Origin of the sequence: Bacteroides salyersiae WAL 10018 = DSM 18765 = JCM 12988 (genome assembly GCF_000381365.1) — a bacterium.
GTDB lineage: Bacteria > Bacteroidota > Bacteroidia > Bacteroidales > Bacteroidaceae > Bacteroides > Bacteroides salyersiae.
Window position 1 is genome coordinate 37,410 of the sequence record NZ_KB905469.1, and the last position, 17,603, is coordinate 55,012.

Annotated in this window: 10 protein-coding genes; 9 read left to right on the forward strand and 1 reads right to left on the reverse strand. The window is 38.5% G+C overall.

The genetic code is table 11. The annotated features are described in order from the left end of the window. Positions 1–32 precede the first annotated feature (32 nt). Positions 33–2,738: a glycoside hydrolase family 2 protein gene (locus HMPREF1532_RS19285; protein ID WP_025819297.1), complete on the reverse strand. Its 2,706-nt coding sequence runs from the start codon at positions 2,736–2,738 to the stop codon at positions 33–35. A 565-nt stretch (positions 2,739–3,303) separates the two neighbouring features. On the opposite strand from HMPREF1532_RS19285, the gene HMPREF1532_RS19290 reads away from it, so the two are divergent. The 9 genes from HMPREF1532_RS19290 to HMPREF1532_RS19330 all read left to right on the forward strand — a co-directional run bounded on the left by HMPREF1532_RS19290 (position 3,304) and on the right by HMPREF1532_RS19330 (position 17,588). Further along, a complete protein-coding gene (locus HMPREF1532_RS19290; RefSeq protein ID WP_005933996.1) occupies positions 3,304–5,442 on the forward strand; it encodes a glycoside hydrolase family 97 protein in 2,139 nt (712 codons plus the stop codon). Positions 5,443–5,688: 246 nt separating this feature from the next. After that, positions 5,689–6,885 carry a glycoside hydrolase family 130 protein gene (locus tag HMPREF1532_RS19295; protein ID WP_005934000.1) on the forward strand — a complete coding sequence of 399 codons (1,197 nt, stop codon included), beginning with the start codon at positions 5,689–5,691 and terminating at the stop codon, positions 6,883–6,885. Between the two features lie 102 nt (positions 6,886–6,987). Next, positions 6,988–8,046, forward strand: a complete 1,059-nt coding sequence (locus tag HMPREF1532_RS19300) for a glycoside hydrolase family 26 protein (protein WP_244266450.1) — start codon at positions 6,988–6,990, stop codon at positions 8,044–8,046. Between the two features lie 46 nt (positions 8,047–8,092). Then, positions 8,093–9,502, forward strand: coding sequence for a T9SS type A sorting domain-containing protein (locus HMPREF1532_RS19305; protein WP_227096950.1), 1,410 nt, complete (start codon positions 8,093–8,095; stop codon positions 9,500–9,502). A gap of 173 nt (positions 9,503–9,675) precedes the next feature. After that, the gene (locus HMPREF1532_RS19310) at positions 9,676–12,741 is read left to right on the forward strand and encodes a SusC/RagA family TonB-linked outer membrane protein (RefSeq protein ID WP_227096949.1); all 3,066 of its coding nucleotides are present in this window, start codon (positions 9,676–9,678) and stop codon (positions 12,739–12,741) included. 11 nt (positions 12,742–12,752) lie between these two features. Beyond that, positions 12,753–14,561, forward strand: a complete 1,809-nt coding sequence (locus HMPREF1532_RS19315) for a RagB/SusD family nutrient uptake outer membrane protein (protein ID WP_227096948.1) — start codon at positions 12,753–12,755, stop codon at positions 14,559–14,561. A 31-nt stretch (positions 14,562–14,592) separates the two neighbouring features. Then, complete coding sequence (locus HMPREF1532_RS19320; RefSeq protein WP_005934010.1) at positions 14,593–14,982, forward strand: hypothetical protein; 390 nt, start codon at positions 14,593–14,595, stop codon at positions 14,980–14,982. Positions 14,983–15,026: 44 nt separating this feature from the next. Further along, positions 15,027–16,124, forward strand: a complete 1,098-nt coding sequence (locus HMPREF1532_RS19325; RefSeq protein WP_005934013.1) for an SGNH/GDSL hydrolase family protein — start codon at positions 15,027–15,029, stop codon at positions 16,122–16,124. Between the two features lie 57 nt (positions 16,125–16,181). Continuing rightward, entirely contained in the window at positions 16,182–17,588 is a 1,407-nt protein-coding gene (locus HMPREF1532_RS19330) for a glycoside hydrolase family 28 protein (protein WP_005934016.1), read from the forward strand. Positions 17,589–17,603: the final 15 nt, after the last annotated feature.

Genomic DNA, 17,603 nt, shown 5'->3' on the forward strand with positions numbered 1-17,603 from the left:
TATAACGAATTTACATATTTTCATTTAATACATTATTTTTCCAAATTAATCTGCTTTCGCTCTATATTCCATCCCTTTATGACTAAAACAGGTGTATTCTTCAAATTCTGATCAGCCGTTTCTATTGTTACCAATTTACTTTCACCCGGCATAAGTGAGAAAAAGTTATCTGTATAAAACGACGGACGAACCGGACTCAGATTTTGATCTAAAAATTGTAGTTGATTAAAAAAAGCAATAGAATTAGAAACATTTCGCAAAGTGACATCTACCCAAAATTGTCCATCAGTTTTCCTTACCTTGCAAGAGCTGACAAGCCTTGCCCGTTTCATTTTTACCAAATCCTCAAATCCCGAAGCCGCCGGGCCAGTAGTTGTATCTTTACCTTCGTATTTGTCATTAGAACGCCAATAAAAATTAGAAGATACCTCCCTCCCTCTTTCATCCGTCAGTCTCAACTTTATAAAATGTATTTGTGAAATATCCTCGGGAAAACAGATAGTAAATACATCGTTGATAACTCCGTCTGATGGCAGATTTATTTTAGCAGACTTTTCAAAAACTTTCCTGCTATTTATATCATACACCTGTGCCATCACCGTATAATTGCTGAAAGACTTGTAATAATCGTTAATTACAGATACCGTATTCTTCAAATAATCAAATTGTACATGTAGCGGTTCAAGGGCATTCGCTGTATGATAAAGTGATGCTGTCGGTTCCAACGACCAATCCCACATACGAGCACTCACTTGACGTACAGGACAGTTATGATACCAAAAGAGTAACCCCGAACAAAATCGATCTCCATAATCCAATTTGTTATAATTCCACACCTCCCATATGCTCTTTGAGTTAATAGCACCAACGAACTGCCCTTTTTGAGCAAACTCTTCAATAGAAGAAGATTTTCCATAGTTATCAACCAGTTCTTTATACATGGTAGACATCAAATGGAAGCCATTACCATCTAAATAATCCCATACCTCTCTATTAATAGGCCATAAATCCTTCTCATCCATCATTTCTTTCAATATTTCTACTGTAGGAAGCGTAGGAGTTCCATACTCCGGATTAAAACCATCTACCCGACTTCCTCTGGACGATGCCGTATTTTCATAATGTTGCATCGGATTAACTTGCTTATACGGACTACCGTCGTGTACTCCTTCGCATTCCGACTGCATCTGATACCCACGCGTCCCGTCAAGTTTCATTAATAACTCTCGCGTACCAGTTACTTCCGAACTTTCATTAGAAGCTACATAGTAGGCTAAAGACGGATGATTACGAATACGTTTTACCGTAGATTCCACATTATTCAGATAAACTCCCTTATCCTGCGGATGACGCGTGTCCCCTGTCATCCAGAACTCTTGCCAAATCAACAATCCCATTTCGTCGCAAAGTTGAAAAAAATAATCAGATTCGGCAATACCGCCACCCCAGAAACGAATCAGGTTAATTCCGGCCTGTCTCGTGTATCGTAATTCAGCATAAGTGCGTTCATCCGAACTACGAAGCATGGCCTCCGGAATCCAGTTTGTTCCCCGAATAAAAATGCGTTTTCCGTTTATATAAAATACGCGTGAATGATCCGGAGTATTCATATCAGAGGTTATTTCACGAATACCGAAGCGCGTCTTTACAGAATCACAAACGACACCATCGACAGACACGGTCATCTTTAACTCATATAAGTTCTGCGGGCCCTTATTGACGGGCCACCATAAACGGGGATTTTCTATAACCAACTGCGGAAACTCTTCAGGGGTAAATACAACTGTTTTATTTTCCCCTCGTAAAATACGGAGAGGTTTCTTCACTATAATATTCTCACCCACGATTTCACTACTGATTACGCAATCAATCGTATCCGTAGAATTAAGCGCATTATTCACCTCTACAGAAATTGTCTCCCGAGCTATATCGTACTCCGGCTTTCTCAACTCTGACTTAATAAACGGATGCCGCAAAGCCACTGCACCCGTTGTATATAAAGAAATACTTTTCCAAATACCTGTATTACGGTCACGGATGCCATCCATAAAAGTAAAGTCCCACCCTACACTCATCAACATAGTTGTATTCAAGCCAATATTTCCATTGCCTCCGTTATGGAATTCTCCGGTAGCTCCCCAACTTTTCGGCATCGTAGTACCTGGCACATCGACCGGATATACCTTGACAGCAAGTATGTTTTTACGACCTACCTTAACAAAATCCGTCACATTTATGTAGTCGCTTATAAACATACCATTCAGCGTACTCAATAAATTACCATTCACCCATATTTCTGCCCGATAATTAACACCGTCCGGTTGCAACCATATTGTTTTTCCAGCAAAAGATTCAGGCACATCAAACTCAGTACGAAACCAATAAGTATAAAACTCACGCCCTACTTTAGAGATATCAGGAATCTTACCGGATTCCAACTTATTATTCACTCCATAATAAGGTTCCGGATACTCCTTATTATAAACAAGAGAGTTCAGTACAGTTCCGGGCACTATGGCGGAGAGCCAATCACTTGTATCATACCCTAAGGTCGAGACCTTTTCCGCAGAAGAGATCACATCGCCTGCTTTCTTCATTTTCCATACATACTCTCCATGATGGATTTCCTTAGAATCCAACCAAATCCGTTTACTATCTCTGGCATAATTAGCATTTCTTCCTTGTAGACCACAAGAGATTGACAGAAATAATAAAAGAGAACACAATACCTTATTCATCATAATATTCACTACTCAAAATTATTGGAGGCGAATATAAGCAAAGAATCGCGTACGTAATATACCCATCTTAGCCATATATAGATACATACAAGACAAATACACCAATAATACACTTTTGGCACATATGTATACATATGTACATACATTACATATCTAAAATATATAGCAAACATTAAAAACCAAGAGACATATATTCTATGATTGAAATACAAATTCGAAAAACAAAGAAAAGAAATATGGAAAAGAATTGATTTACAAACAAATAAGTATCCCGTTTCAAGAAATACAATGAAATGATAAAAAAGTATCATTTTATTATTTAGATTCGCCTTATATTTGCATCGTCATTACAATAAAATACTAATGAAGAAAAACAGTTAAATAAATTCTATTCACAATATATACATACTAATAAGAAACAATCAATCGTATCAAAACGGTTTAAAACAATATAATAAGAATATAAATATAGCTTTAATTATTAATCTGTTCCATTCTTATTATTCTCTACGACATTTATTTTTTTAGTAAAATACAATATTCAATAAAAAATTATACAAACATGCAAAAAAAGTATATTATTAGCTGCATTTATATGTTATTATGCAGTACTCTAATCGCAGCAGAAAGCTTAACATCGCCTGATGGTAATCTCAAACTTCTTTTTTCATTAAGCAAGCAGGGTGAGCCTGTATACGAATTGTTTTATAAAAGTAAAGTAGTCATAAAACCGTCGAAATTAGGAATAGAAATAAAAAATGATAAAGGATTAATGAACGACTTTTCATTAATGGATACCAAACGCACAACATTCGATGAGACCTGGACTCCGGTTTGGGGAGAAGAAAATCAGATTCGCAACCACTACAATGAATTGGCTGTCACATTGGAGCAAATAACGAACAGCCGATACATTACCATCCGTTTTCGTCTTTTTAATGATGGCTTAGGGTTTCGTTACGAATTCCCTCAGCAAAAGAATCTCAACTATTTTATTATTCAAGAAGAACACTCACAATTCGCAATGGCAGATGATCATAAAGCTTTCTGGATTCCAGGTAATTATGATACACAGGAATATGAATATACCGAATGTCGTTTGAGCGAAATACGCGAAACAATGAAAAAAGCAATTACTCATACTCCAAATAGCTGCTTCTCTCCCACAGGTGTACAAACCTCTATTCAGATGAAGTCTAAAGACGGATTGTATATTAATCTGCATGAAGCAGCTTTAGTAGATTATTCATGTATGCACCTAAACTTGGATGACCGTAATTTGATTTTTGAATCTTGGCTTACTCCAGACGCCATAGGTAATAAAGGTTACATGCAAACCCCTTGCAATTCTCCCTGGCGTACGGTAATTGTCAGCGATGATGCCCGAAATATATTAGCTTCCCGTTTGACACTCAATTTAAACGAGCCATGTGCATATAAAGACGTATCGTGGATCAAGCCCGTCAAATATATAGGCATCTGGTGGGAAATGATTTCCGGTTACAAACGATGGGCTTACACTTGGGATTTTCCATCAGTAAAGTTAGGTAGTACAGATTATTCTAAGGCAAAAGCAAGCCCCAGCCATGCTGCTAATAATAAAAACACAAAATACTATATAGATTTTGCAGCAAAGCACGGATTCGACCAGGTATTAGTAGAAGGTTGGAATGAAGGTTGGGAGGACTGGCATAATAAATCAAAGGATTATGTTTTTGATTTTACCACACCTTACCCTGATTTTAATGTTCAAGAATTACAAGCCTACGCAAAAAGCAAAGGCATACGTCTGATGATGCATCACGAAACCTCTTCTTCCGTCCGAAATTATGAACGCCACATGGACAAAGCTTATCAATTTATGGCCGACAATGGTTATAATACTGTGAAAAGCGGATACGTGGGAAGCATTATTCCACGGGGAGAATACCATTACGGTCAATGGATGAATAATCACTATTTGTATGCAGTAAAAAAAGCAGCAGATTACAAAATTATGGTAAATGCCCACGAAGCAGTACGTCCTACCGGATTATGCCGTACTTATCCCAACCTGTTGGCTAACGAATCGGCTCGAGGTACAGAATATGAGGCATTCCAAGGTAACACCCCCTCCCATACTACCATTTTACCATTTACCCGCCTGATTGGCGGACCGATGGACTATACTCCCGGTATCTTCGATACAAAAATTTCTTTCGTTTCCAAGAAAAGAGGTTGGGTACATACTACTTTGGCAAAACAACTGGCACTTTATGTAACCATGTATAGCCCTCTACAAATGGCAGCAGACCTTCCAAAAAATTATGACCTATACATGGACGCCTTTCAGTTCATTAAAGATGTTGCAGTTGATTGGGATGAAAGTAGATATCTGGAAGCTGAACCGGGAGACTATCTGACGATAGCCCGTAAAGAGAAAGGAAAAGAAAACTGGTTTGTCGGGGGAATAACAGATGAAAACAGTAGAATATCCTCTTTTCAACTAAACTTTTTGAAGCCAGGGAAACAATACGTTGCTACTTTATATCATGACGGAAAAGACGCCGATTATGATACAATGCCCACTTCTTATGAGATAAAGAAAGGCATAGTAACCAACAAAACAAAAATCACCGTAAAACTGGCTCGTAGCGGCGGGTTCGCTTTAAGTCTGACAGAAGCCACCGATCAAGATAAAAAGATCAAAAAATGGAAATAAAACCAATTAGCAAGTAAATTATCAGCATTCGTTTAAAATGTATATCAGTTATAACATTCGTTATCACAAACATATTTATTGCATTAAAAATCAATATTTTACAAAACACTAATACGATAAAGGCAAAAGAGTTTATCAAAAAATCTTTTGTTCAGAAAGTATAAGTTTTGGATAACAAAGTACTTTTTTTGATATATATCAACCCGTATATTTGCAAATATTAAAATATTAAAACAACAGATAATTATGAATATTCTTTTTGATCAGAGATTAAAGGAAATTACGCAAGAACATGAAACATTGTTGAAACGTAAAAACGAACCGATCATACCGGGAAATGGAATTTATACACGTTATAAATATCCAGTTTTAACTGCCATGCACACTCCTTTGATGTGGAGATATGATTTCAACCCTGCAAGTAATCCTTTTTTAATGGAGCGATTTGGAATAAACGGAACATTCAATGCAGGTGCAATAAAATGGGATGGTAAATATATTATGGTAGTTCGGGTTGAAGGTAATGACCGAAAATCCTTTTTCGCAATTGCAGAGAGCCCGAACGGAATAGATAATTTCCGTTTTATAGATTATCCGGTAGCAATCCCGGAAACAGAAAATCCCGATATTAATATATACGATATGCGTTTAACGGCACATGAAGATGGTTGGATATACGGTATTTTCTGTTCTGAACGAAAAGATCCTGACGCACCGGAGGGAGATTTATCGGCTGCTATTGCCACTGCAGGAATTGTTCGTACAAAAGATCTAAAGAAATGGGAACGCCTGCCCGATTTGAAATCGAAAAGCCAGCAACGAAATGTAGTCTTACATCCCGAATTCGTGAACGGTAAATATGCACTTTATACCCGCCCTCAAGATGGTTTTATAGATGCCGGTAGCGGAGGTGGTATCGGCTGGGCATTAATTGACGATATTGAACATGCAGAAATAAAAGAAGAAACAATTATCAACTTCCGTTATTATCATACCATTAAAGAATTAAAAAACGGAGAAGGTCCTCATCCTATAAAAACCTCTAAAGGTTGGTTACATCTTGCGCATGGCGTAAGAGGATGTGCCGCAGGATTGAGGTATGTATTGTACCTGTATTTAACAGACTTAAAACATCCCGAAAAAATAATCGCAGAACCTGCCGGCTATTTTATGGCTCCAATAGGAATGGAAAGAATCGGCGATGTTTCCAATGTATTGTTCTGTAATGGTTGGATACCAGATGAAGACGGAACTGTTTTCATCTATTACGCCTCTTCTGATACACGCATGCATGTCGCAGTTTCCACAATAGATCAATTACTGGACTATTGCTTAAATACAAAACCGGACGGATTGCGTTCAGCAACTTCCGTGCAGACTCTACGCACCTTAGTTGACAAAAACTTCGCATGTATAGAAGAAACAACATTTGTCAATTCTTAATATATTACAAATTACAGAATTAATATTAATATTTTTTAATCCATGAAAAACAGTTTTTTAATAGGTATAATTATAATAAGTTTCTTCTCGTGTAAAACACCGATGAAGAATAAAATGCCAACTGACCCACAAGCGACTCATGAGACTGTCGCATTGTATAACCGTTTATTTAATCTGGCAGAAAAAGGCATTATGCTGGGACATCAGGATGATCCGTTGTACGGGCATGGCTGGTATGGAGAACAGGATCGTTCTGATGTCAAAGGCATGATTGGAGACTATCCCGCCATATTCGGTTTCGAACTGGGACATATCGAATTAGATTCTGAATATAGTTTGGATTCTGTATACTTTAGCCAGATAAAAAAGCACGTAAAAGAACATCATGCACGAGGAGGTATTTCCTCCTTTAGCTGGCATGCCGATAATATAGCAACAGGAAATTCTACTTGGGATTGCGCACAAGACACAGTTGTACGCTCTATCCTGCCCGGAGGTAGTTTACATAAAGAATATCTGGTATGGTTGGAGCGTTTAGCTAATTTCTTTCTGGATTTGAAAGATGAGAATGGAACGTATATCCCTGTTATTTTTCGGATGTATCACGAGCATACAGGAGACTGGTTTTGGTGGAGTAGCCAACAATCTACTCCCGAAGAATATAAACAGCTGTGGATAATGACATGCGATTATTTACAAAAAACGAAACAAGTACATCATCTACTTTATGCTTATTCTTCTTCCAACGTTCAGAGTGAAGAACATTATCTGGAACGATATCCGGGTGATCAGTACGTCGATATTCTGGGATTCGACCATTACTTGAAAGGACGGGAACAAAAAAATGTCGAACAATACAAAATCGATTTTGAAAGAAATATCAAAATAGTAACAAAATGCGCAGAACAGTCCGGCAAACTGCCGGTAATTGGCGAAACCGGGGAAGAATCGATATGGGATCCTACCTATTTCACCAATGTAGTTTATCCGATAATAAACAAATATAAACTCGGATGGATTTTATTTTGGCGTAACGCTTGGGAACCCGACAAACCTAATCATTACTACCTACCCTATCCGGGACACTCTTCAGAATCTGATTTCAAACAATTTGTCGATCAGCCTTTAATCCTCACAAATAAAGATGTATACCAACAATAGAATTTTATTACAAACCAATATGTTTAATCTTGAAAAAGTTGAAATTATGAAAAAAGTATTCTACAAAAGTTTGATTCTGGCATTTTCTGCCACAATGTTATCAGCAAATGTAAATGCCCAGTTCGCAGGTGGTACGGGAACAGAAAGCGACCCGTATATTATCCAAACAGCAGAGCAATTAAATGAAGTACGTAATTATTTGGACGGAAACAATTTCCGACTGGACAATGACATTGATTTAACCAGTTACCTCGCTGCCAACTCAGCAGAAAACGGTTGGTTACCCATTGGAAGTGATCCGGAAGGTATAACAGGATCGTTTGATGGTAACGGACATGTCATATCCGGATTTTACATTAACCGTCCCGAAACTTCGAATGTCGGATTATTCGGTTTTATTAAATCAAGCGGAATATTTAGTGTAAAAAAATTAGGGCTTATTATTGCCGATGGCAAAGAAGTAAAAGGATTGGATAATGTAGGCGGAATAATCGGTCAAGTTCCCTACACCGGACAAACTATCAAAATTACAGAATGCTTTGTAATTGGCAATATCACCGCCGAAGGTAATGGTGCCGTTACCGGTACAGCCACAGGAACCGCCGGTTCTATAATAGCTATGACGTCTGCATTAGGGCGCGTTGAGTTGCTAAATTGTTATGCTGCAGGAAAAGTTTATGGTTTTTGTAAAGCCGGCGGTTTGGTAGGACAAGGATACCGTGGTATCAAAATCGAATCTTCCTACTCTACCTGTGAAGTAGAAGCCGGTACAAACAAATCTCAGTCAAAAGCCGGTGGTCTTATCGGAGAATGCGGTTTTCCCAATGGCAATGCAATCCGCCACGATGTGATTTATTCCATCGCATTGAACCCATCCGTAAAAGCGCCCAATTCTCCGGATTTACACATTGGACGTTTAGTTGGATTTGAAAAGCCGGACAACACAGGTAAGTACAATTATGAAGTATCTTACGCTTGGGCTGATATGCTGGTAAACGACGCAGCTGTTACAGACGGACAGGAAACCAATAAAAACGGATTAAACCAATCTTCAAATGATGTCATACAAGAAACAATTTATTTTGGAGACAACAACAACGACTATTTATTCTGGGATCCAGCTATCTGGTCCATGGGAAACGGTAAATATCAACTACCCATTCTAAAAGCTTTTGCAGCGGACAAGCAGCCTGATACCAAAGTAGCTCACTTACCGGAAAGAACCAGTACGGGCATAACAATGTCATCTTCTGAAAAATTATCAGTTTATCCAACTCTAACAAAAGATAAGATTACAATAACAAATAAAGCAGATAATGCCAAAGTTTCAATATACGATCAAGTTGGCAAGTTGGTAATGACAAGTTTTGATTCGGAAATCAGTATAGCCACCTTAAATTCCGGCATATATTTACTGAACGTCCAAGGAACTGTAGTAAAAATTGTAAAAGAATAGGCTTCTATATCTTTTAAATAAGAGTGAAGAACTAACAATAAAGACTAAGTAATAACAGACAAAAAATTTATCCGTCAAAAACACTTTTATTGTTAGTTCTTCTTTTGAAGAGAAACTATATTAATTTTAAGAATAACATGACTAAAAATGTAAAAGCAAAAGTTTCTGACACCATGAAAAGCAGAAGACAGATTGCCGCACTAATAACCTTATTAATGCTGATAACTGTATCATCTGTATTTGCTCAAGGGACAAAGAAACTCACAGGAATAGTAAGTGACCTGTCCGGTGAGCCATTGATAGGAGTGAGTATTGTTGTTAAAGGAACTACCATCGGCACAGTAACCGATCTTAATGGGGGGTACTCATTAAACATACCCGATGAAAATAAAAAAGCCACTTTAATCTTCACTTATGTCGGTTATCTGAAGCAAGAGATATCTGTAAACAATAAACATACATTAAATGTCATCATGAAAGAAGACGACAAATTACTTGATGAAGTGGTAGTCGTTGGTTATGGTGTACAGAAACGAGTGAACATGACAGGCTCTGTAGCTTCAGTAAAAAGTGAAAAAATGACAACTATGCCTGTTGCCAATGTTTCCAATGCATTGGGTGGCCGGGTTTCGGGATTAGTCACGCAACAAGCTACCGGTGAACCCGGTAATGACGCCTCGACATTATATCTCCGAGGAAATAAAAACCCTCTTGTTTTGGTCGATGGTATTGAAAGTGAATACAATATGATCAATATGGAAGAGGTTGAATCCGTAACTTTACTAAAAGACGCATCGGCAGTGGCCCCTTATGGTTTAAAAGGAGCTAATGGCGTTGTCTTAATTACAACAAAACGTGGAGGTAACACACAAGGAAAGATTTCTTTCAATTATAATGGTGAATTCGGTTGGCAGAAACCGACCAATACACCTGAATTTATGAGTGCAGCTGAAGGACTACGCCTGAAAAAACAAGCGTATGAAATGGATGGCATGAAAGATGAAGCAAATGCAATTACCGATGAAATACTTGCTGCACATGAACAAGGAACAGATGCTTATCCCAATACTAATTGGGTGAAAAACTATATGAATACTTCTACCAGCCAAAAACACAATATAGTACTTAAGGGTGGTAATGATCTGATTAAAGCTTACGTAGCTTTGGGATACATGAAGCAGGGCAGCATGTTTAGTGACGACCAGTATTACCGTCGTTACAATGTACGTGCCAATCTTGACCTAAAGCCCACTAAAACAACAACCGTTTCAGCCGATTTAGGCCTTGTATATGATCGTAAAAGGACAAACTCTTCTTCTGCAGAAGCGGCTATGCTAAATATCTACCGGGCAAAAGCAACTGAGGCTGACGTATACAGTAACGGATTACCTGCCTTTCAATCGTCTATCGGTGGTAGTATGTACCAAACAATATATGGTGGTGGAGAGAAACGCAATGAAAACAACTATCAGAATTTGAGTTTGTCGGTCAATCAGGAGCTACCTTTCATCAAAGGATTGTCAGTAAAAGGCTTGTTCAATATGAATCGCAAAGATACATATTCCAAAAACTGGGGCCATCCTTATGAATATTACGTATATGATGCCGCCAATAACAAGTATAATAAATCAGAATTACAATCCGATGCAGATCTATCCCAATCTACTAAAGTAAATGCTTATTATACAGTGCAGGGTTATCTGAATTATGCCAATTCCTTTGGCAATCATAATATCTCCGGTTTATTTGTTTACGAACGCCGGTGGGGAGGACGCAAAATAGATTATAGTGCTCGACGGACACAATTCGATGTCTCAATACCCGAATTGGATATGGGATCGAAAAATAATCAATACAACTCCGGTACCTCTTCAGCCGAAGCTCAAGACGGTTTTGTATTCCGTGTCAATTATGATTATGCACAAAAATATCTGATCGAGTTAGCCGGACGCTATGACCGTACCTATCAATATGCTCCTGATCGTCGTGCTGCATTTTTCCCTTCGGTATCATTGGGATGGCGCATTTCAGAAGAGGCATTTTTGAAAGACATTCACATTATCGATAATTTGAAAGTCCGCGCCTCTTATGGTAAATCCGGAAATCCGGTAGGAAACCCATTCCAATGGAGCCCTACCTATACGGTAGGTAACGGATATGTATGGGGAACAGGCTCCCAATCTACGGTCTCCGGCTTATACGAAAGTGCAGAAGCAAATCCTTTTCTGACGTGGGAAACCGTCTTAAAAGCCAACATAGGATTTGATCTTTCCATGTGGAACGGGTTATTGGGAGTAGAATTCGATGTATACCGTGATTTAAGACGAGATAAAATCATCATTCCGACCGACGATTTTCCAACAGAATATGGTATTAAGCCTTCGCAATACAATGCAGGAAAGGAAGAACGTTATGGTGTAGACCTCACCGTCTCCAACCATACGAAGATCAATCGGGATTTCTCAATAGACAATTCATTTGTATTCGGATTCTCCCGCGATAAGCAAATAGATATCGCCGAGTCAATGGGTACTTATAGTATTCCACGTTTCCGCAGAACCGGTAAATCCGCATCACAGTTAAGAGGATATATTGCCGAAGGATTGTTTGCCAACCAAGAAGAAATTGACAATTGGGCTTACCAAAGCGCTTCAACCCGCCCTGGTGACATCAAATATCGTGACATCAACGGTGACGGTAAAATTGACAATGAAGACGAAACAATTATCGGTCGTACCCGTGTACCGGAAATCATGTACGGATATACATTCAGTGCAAAATATAAAGGCTTTGACTTCAGCCTGTTTTTACAAGGAACCGGACATTCCGATTTCTATATCGGACAAGACGCAAGCGGTGCTTCTGACCGTGGAGTACGTTTCCCATTCAAAAATGATAAACCCCGGAAAGACCATATTCATTCATGGACAACAGACAATCCCGATCCGAACGCCAAATACCCACGTTTATCCACTATTGAAGGAATGAATTATGTGTCCTCTTCCTTCTGGGTGGTAAATACAGCATATTTAAAACTAAAATCTCTGGAGATAGGATATAACTTCGAGCAACGTCTATTAAAGAAACTCCATGTAGATAATCTGAGAGTATACCTAAACTTTTACAACTTGTGGACTATTTACTCTGATATGCCGAAAGATTTCGACGTAGAAAATCAAAATTACAATGCATATCCACAGCAATTTGTAACCTCTTTGGGGGTTAATATTACATTCTAATGAAAGCAATCATGAAAAAAATAATGATATTTATTACTGCCGGGATAATAGCGTTCTTCAGTTCATGTACCGACTTTATGGACATAGAATCCAGAACATCTATTACCGATGAAGCCGTTTGGTCAAGCAAATCAGCTACCGGCCTATACGTAAACGAAACCTACAACAAAACATTAGATGGTCCTTTATACTGTATGACTAAAGGGATCAGAGACTGGTATTCGTTCGATCACGCTTGGACAGACGATATGGGAATCTCAGGATTTATCTCCCTATCGGAATTCAGTTTCACAGCAGCAACACTGCCCGAACCTTTTAAAAGCAGATGGGATGCTTTATATGAAAACATCCGCAGGACAAATCTCGGATTGGAAAAAATAAAAGTTTCTGAAGTCCTGACTGAAGCCGAAAAAGAACGTTTCATGGGAGATATGTATTTCCTACGTGCTATCAATTATTTAGAACTCTGGCGTTTTTGGGGTGGTGTACCACTGATAAAAAAGACACTGAATAAAGACGTAGACGATATTTACTATTCGAGGAGTTCGTCCAAAGAAACTTTAGAATTCATTATCGAAGACCTTAAGGAAGCAGCAAATCGTTTGCCTAAACGTTCGGAACTTCCGGCCGAGGAGTATGGTAGGGCAACCAAAGGGGCAGCTATCGGTTTCCAAGCCGTTGCTTATCTCCATGCAGCCGGTGTTATTGACGCTAAATATTATGAAGATGCAGCAAATACCGCCGACATATTAATAACCGGTGAACTGAAAGGAGAGTATCGTTTGTTTCGCGAAAACGATGGAGATCCTAATGAAAAATCTACAACCAAAAAGCTAAGTAAGAAAGCAGAGAATTTTGCCAATCTTTTTTTAGAAGAATACGAAGGTAACGAAGAAGTTATTTTTGATGTACAATACAAAAACCCTGATCGCCATCAACAAGGATATCAAACTATTGCAGCTCCAGGTTATCCGGGTATCGGCAGTGATTACGGCTGGGGATGTTCCAATCCTTCACAAATGCTGGTCGATGCTTTCGAAATGCAAAACGGAACACCTTTCGACTGGAATAATCCCGAACAAGCAGCACATCCATATGAGAATCGGGATGCCCGATTCTATGCCTCCATTTTATACGATGGAGTAGTATGGAAAGATTCGACACTCTCATTCAGCGTCAACCGTTATATATGGGATGAGAACGACCGGAGAAAATGGAAAAATATAACAGACAATCTACCCAATGGAATGTACTGTTCGAAAGTAGAATCCACCAAAACCGGTTATTTCATCCGTAAACATCAAAACGAAACTGTCAGTTGTGGTACCAAGAACAGGTACATGAACATGGATGGAGAGGGAGGCAATTTAATAGTGCTACGTTATGCCGAAATATTATTGACTTATGCTGAAGCTAAAAATGAAGTATCAGGCCCTGATCAGTCAATATATGATGCTATTAATGCAGTGCGCCGTCGCGCCGGACAACCGGAAATTTCCGGATTGGGACAAGAAGATATGCGTAAACAGATCCGCAATGAACGACGTGTAGAACTGGCCTTTGAAAATAAAAGATATTTTGACATCATGCGTTGGAAAATTGGGGATAAAAGCCTGACAGGTCCTTTCTATAAAATGGAAATTACCTATCAAGAGCCGCCAGAAAAAGTACCGACCTCTGTTTCAACTCCACTCTACAACCCTCGTGCTATATATTTTGAAAGGATTTTCGACACACAGAAAAATTATCTGTTACCTATACCACAACATGCGATCAATCGTAATCCTAAATTGGTAGGACACCAGAATCCGGGATGGTAAATAGCTAATGAATAAACAAAAAGAAAAAGTTATGAAAAAGTTGATATATATATTATTCACTTCCCTGTATGTGGCAGTGACAGCTTGCTCTAAAATCGACTATAAAATTAACGATGCTTATGAGACTGCTGCAATAACCGGTATCACCCTTTATGCTGTAAGCGATAAACCTGTTAATATCATTGAGTCTTTCGAAATAGACACAGAAAATGCATCGGTATATGCATTCGTACCCGAAGGAACCGATCTGACTCATTTGAGATTAGTATTAACCATATCTACCGGAGCTTCTCTCACTCCGGTAATAAATGGTTTTACTGACTTAAGTTCTCCCCAAAAGTATACGGTTACCTCACCAAACGGAATTGTCCAGAAAAGCTGGACGATCCATGTGGCCACATCGCCTCAAGATGGTCAATGATGATATGCTAACATTTAACAAAATGATAAATAAATCACCATCCGATGGATAAAGTTTTATATAAAAAAGTCTGTTTAGGAATTGTGCTTTTACTACTTTCCGGTGAATTCACAGCACAAACATTAAAATATGTCGATGCTCAAAAATTACTGATGGTTGGTAAAGCACAGCCTAACACGGAATATTATCATCGAATCGATACGGCTCTGTATAAAGATTTGTCTCCAAAGGTTAAATATCTCTCTACACTCTCATGTGGATTAGCTATCGGATTCAAGACGAATAGCCCGATTATTGCAGCTAACTGGGAAGTTAAACCGGACAAGCCCTCACAAAACTTATCGGACATTGCCCATAGCGGATTAGACTTATATATAAAACGAAATGGAAAATGGGAGTTTGCAGGTGTCGGTAAACCGACACCGCAAAACACCCGAAGCGAATATGTGATTGTGCAAGAAATGGATAATACAGAAAAAGAATGTTTGCTGTACCTACCTTTATTTAGTGAAATCAAATCATTAAGAATCGGTATAAAAGAAAGTGCAAATATATCGGCAATCGATTATCCATTTAAAAAGAAGATTCTGATTTACGGTTCAAGCATTGTACATGGTGCAGAAGCTTCACGTGCGGGAACAACCTATGTAGCAAAATTATCGCGCCGCACAGGTATTAATTTCATCAACTTGGGATTCAGCGGCAATGCCCGTATGGAGAACAGTATGGCCGACTGTTTAGCTGACATAGAAGCCGATGCCTATATATTAGATTGCGTTCCCAATGCAACTGCAAAACAGATTGCCGAACGCACGGGTTATCTGGTCAGAACCATCAGAGCAAAACACGCGAAAGCTCCTATTATTGTCATGCAAAGCATTGCAATGGATATAGGAAACTTTAATTTGAAAATAAAAAACGATTTACGCATAAAAGACAAAACAATCCAACAACAAATAGAACAACTTCAACATGATGGCATCAAGAAACTTTATTTCATCAGAGGGGAAGATTTAATAGGCCATGACCATGAAGGAACCGGTGATGGAATACATCCCAATGATTTAGGCTTTCAGCGAATGGTCAACTTTTTGGAACCGGTATTAATGAATATATTACAAGAGAATGAATTGATATTTTAAAAACATCAAAGTCGTCCTGACAGTATTAATCTTATATTATAAAAATAAAATCAGCTTATGATGAGAAGAATTTTAATAACATTGATTGTTTGTTTTTACATACTACCAACTTTTGCATATACGGTTGACATTACCACACTGGGGGCAAAAGGAGATGGAATTACTGACAACACAGCTTTCATACAAAAAGCGATAGACGATTGCTCAGCCCACAAAGGGGGAACCGTAGAAATTCCATCCGGGCATTTTTTAACCAGAACCCTCTTTTTAAAATCAAATGTGAACCTGCACTTACATTTTGGAGCAGAACTTTTAGGTAGTATCGATTTGGATTCTTACCATAAAGTATTTCCTGAATTGAAAGGCAAAGAAAGCCCGGCACTAATTTTTGCACGTGGAGTCGCCAACATCGCTATTACGGGTTCAGGTACTATTAACGGACAGGGCGCACATCAAAATTTCCAACACGGAAACGATTCGAAAGGAGGTCCCAGACGTCCCAAAATCATTTACTTTATCGGTTGTAATAATGTTCGGGTGCAAGATGTTACTCTGCGCAATTCGGCTTATTGGACACAGGACTATGAGAAGTGCAACGGTGTTATTGTACGTGGGGTAAAAGTTTACAGCCATGCAAACTGGAACAACGACGGTCTTGATATTGACAGCCGCAACGTAGTGGTTTCAGATTGCTACATCGACTGTGACGATGATGCATTATGCCTGAAAAGCGACACAGATACTCCATGCGAAAATGTTACTGTCACCAATTGTGTTTTAAAATCAAACTGTAATGCTATCAAATTCGGGACATCTTCTTATAGCGGATTCAAAAATGTCACAATTTCAAACTGTACAATAGACAGAGCATCCGAAGATCACATTCGCCAATGGTACAAAAATTATCCATGGATTGGAACTAAACATAAAACAGTAGTAGCAGGTATTGCATTAGAATCTGTAGACGGAGGGATCATTGAGAATGTTTCTATTTCGGATATAGCGATGCAAGGAGTACAAACTCCGATATTTGTCCGCTTAGGTGATCGCAAAAGGACTTTCAGCAAGCAAATGAGTCGCATTAATGATGTAATGATAAGCCGCATCATTGCTCGTAGTGAAGGAAAAATAGCCTGTTCAATAACAGGAGTTCCGGGTGGTGATATCAAAAACATTGTTATCAGCGATGTAATTTTAGTTACCGATGCTGAAGTAGCAAAAACAGATATTGATTTAAAAGTCCCCGAAGCAATTGATAAATACCCCGAAAACAGAATGTTCGGAACGATCTTACCGGCTTCCGGTTTCTACGTACGCCATGTAAATGGTATTGCTTTTAACAATATAAAGATGACTACAACAAATAAAGACGAACGTCCGATGTTCCATCTTAACGACGTAAAGAACTTCACCCAACAAGGATGTACGCTCAACAATGCAAAGGTAACATTAAAAAAGGAATAATATAACAATTACAAA

Bases quoted from the DNA above. Each gene is read 5' to 3' on its own strand.
- HMPREF1532_RS19320 (WP_005934010.1), top strand. From the start codon at position 14,593: ATGAAAAAGTTGATATATATATTATTCACTTCCCTGTATGTGGCAGTG.
- HMPREF1532_RS19305 (WP_227096950.1), top strand. From the start codon at position 8,093: ATGAAAAAAGTATTCTACAAAAGTTTGATTCTGGCATTTTCTGCCACA.
- HMPREF1532_RS19290 (WP_005933996.1), top strand. From the start codon at position 3,304: ATGCAAAAAAAGTATATTATTAGCTGCATTTATATGTTATTATGCAGT.
- HMPREF1532_RS19300 (WP_244266450.1), top strand. From the start codon at position 6,988: ATGAAGAATAAAATGCCAACTGACCCACAAGCGACTCATGAGACTGTC.
- HMPREF1532_RS19295 (WP_005934000.1), top strand. From the start codon at position 5,689: ATGAATATTCTTTTTGATCAGAGATTAAAGGAAATTACGCAAGAACAT.
- HMPREF1532_RS19315 (WP_227096948.1), top strand. From the start codon at position 12,753: ATGAAAAAAATAATGATATTTATTACTGCCGGGATAATAGCGTTCTTC.
- HMPREF1532_RS19330 (WP_005934016.1), top strand. From the start codon at position 16,182: ATGATGAGAAGAATTTTAATAACATTGATTGTTTGTTTTTACATACTA.
- HMPREF1532_RS19310 (WP_227096949.1), top strand. From the start codon at position 9,676: ATGAAAAGCAGAAGACAGATTGCCGCACTAATAACCTTATTAATGCTG.
- HMPREF1532_RS19285 (WP_025819297.1), bottom strand. From the start codon at position 2,738: ATGAATAAGGTATTGTGTTCTCTTTTATTATTTCTGTCAATCTCTTGT.
- HMPREF1532_RS19325 (WP_005934013.1), top strand. From the start codon at position 15,027: ATGGATAAAGTTTTATATAAAAAAGTCTGTTTAGGAATTGTGCTTTTA.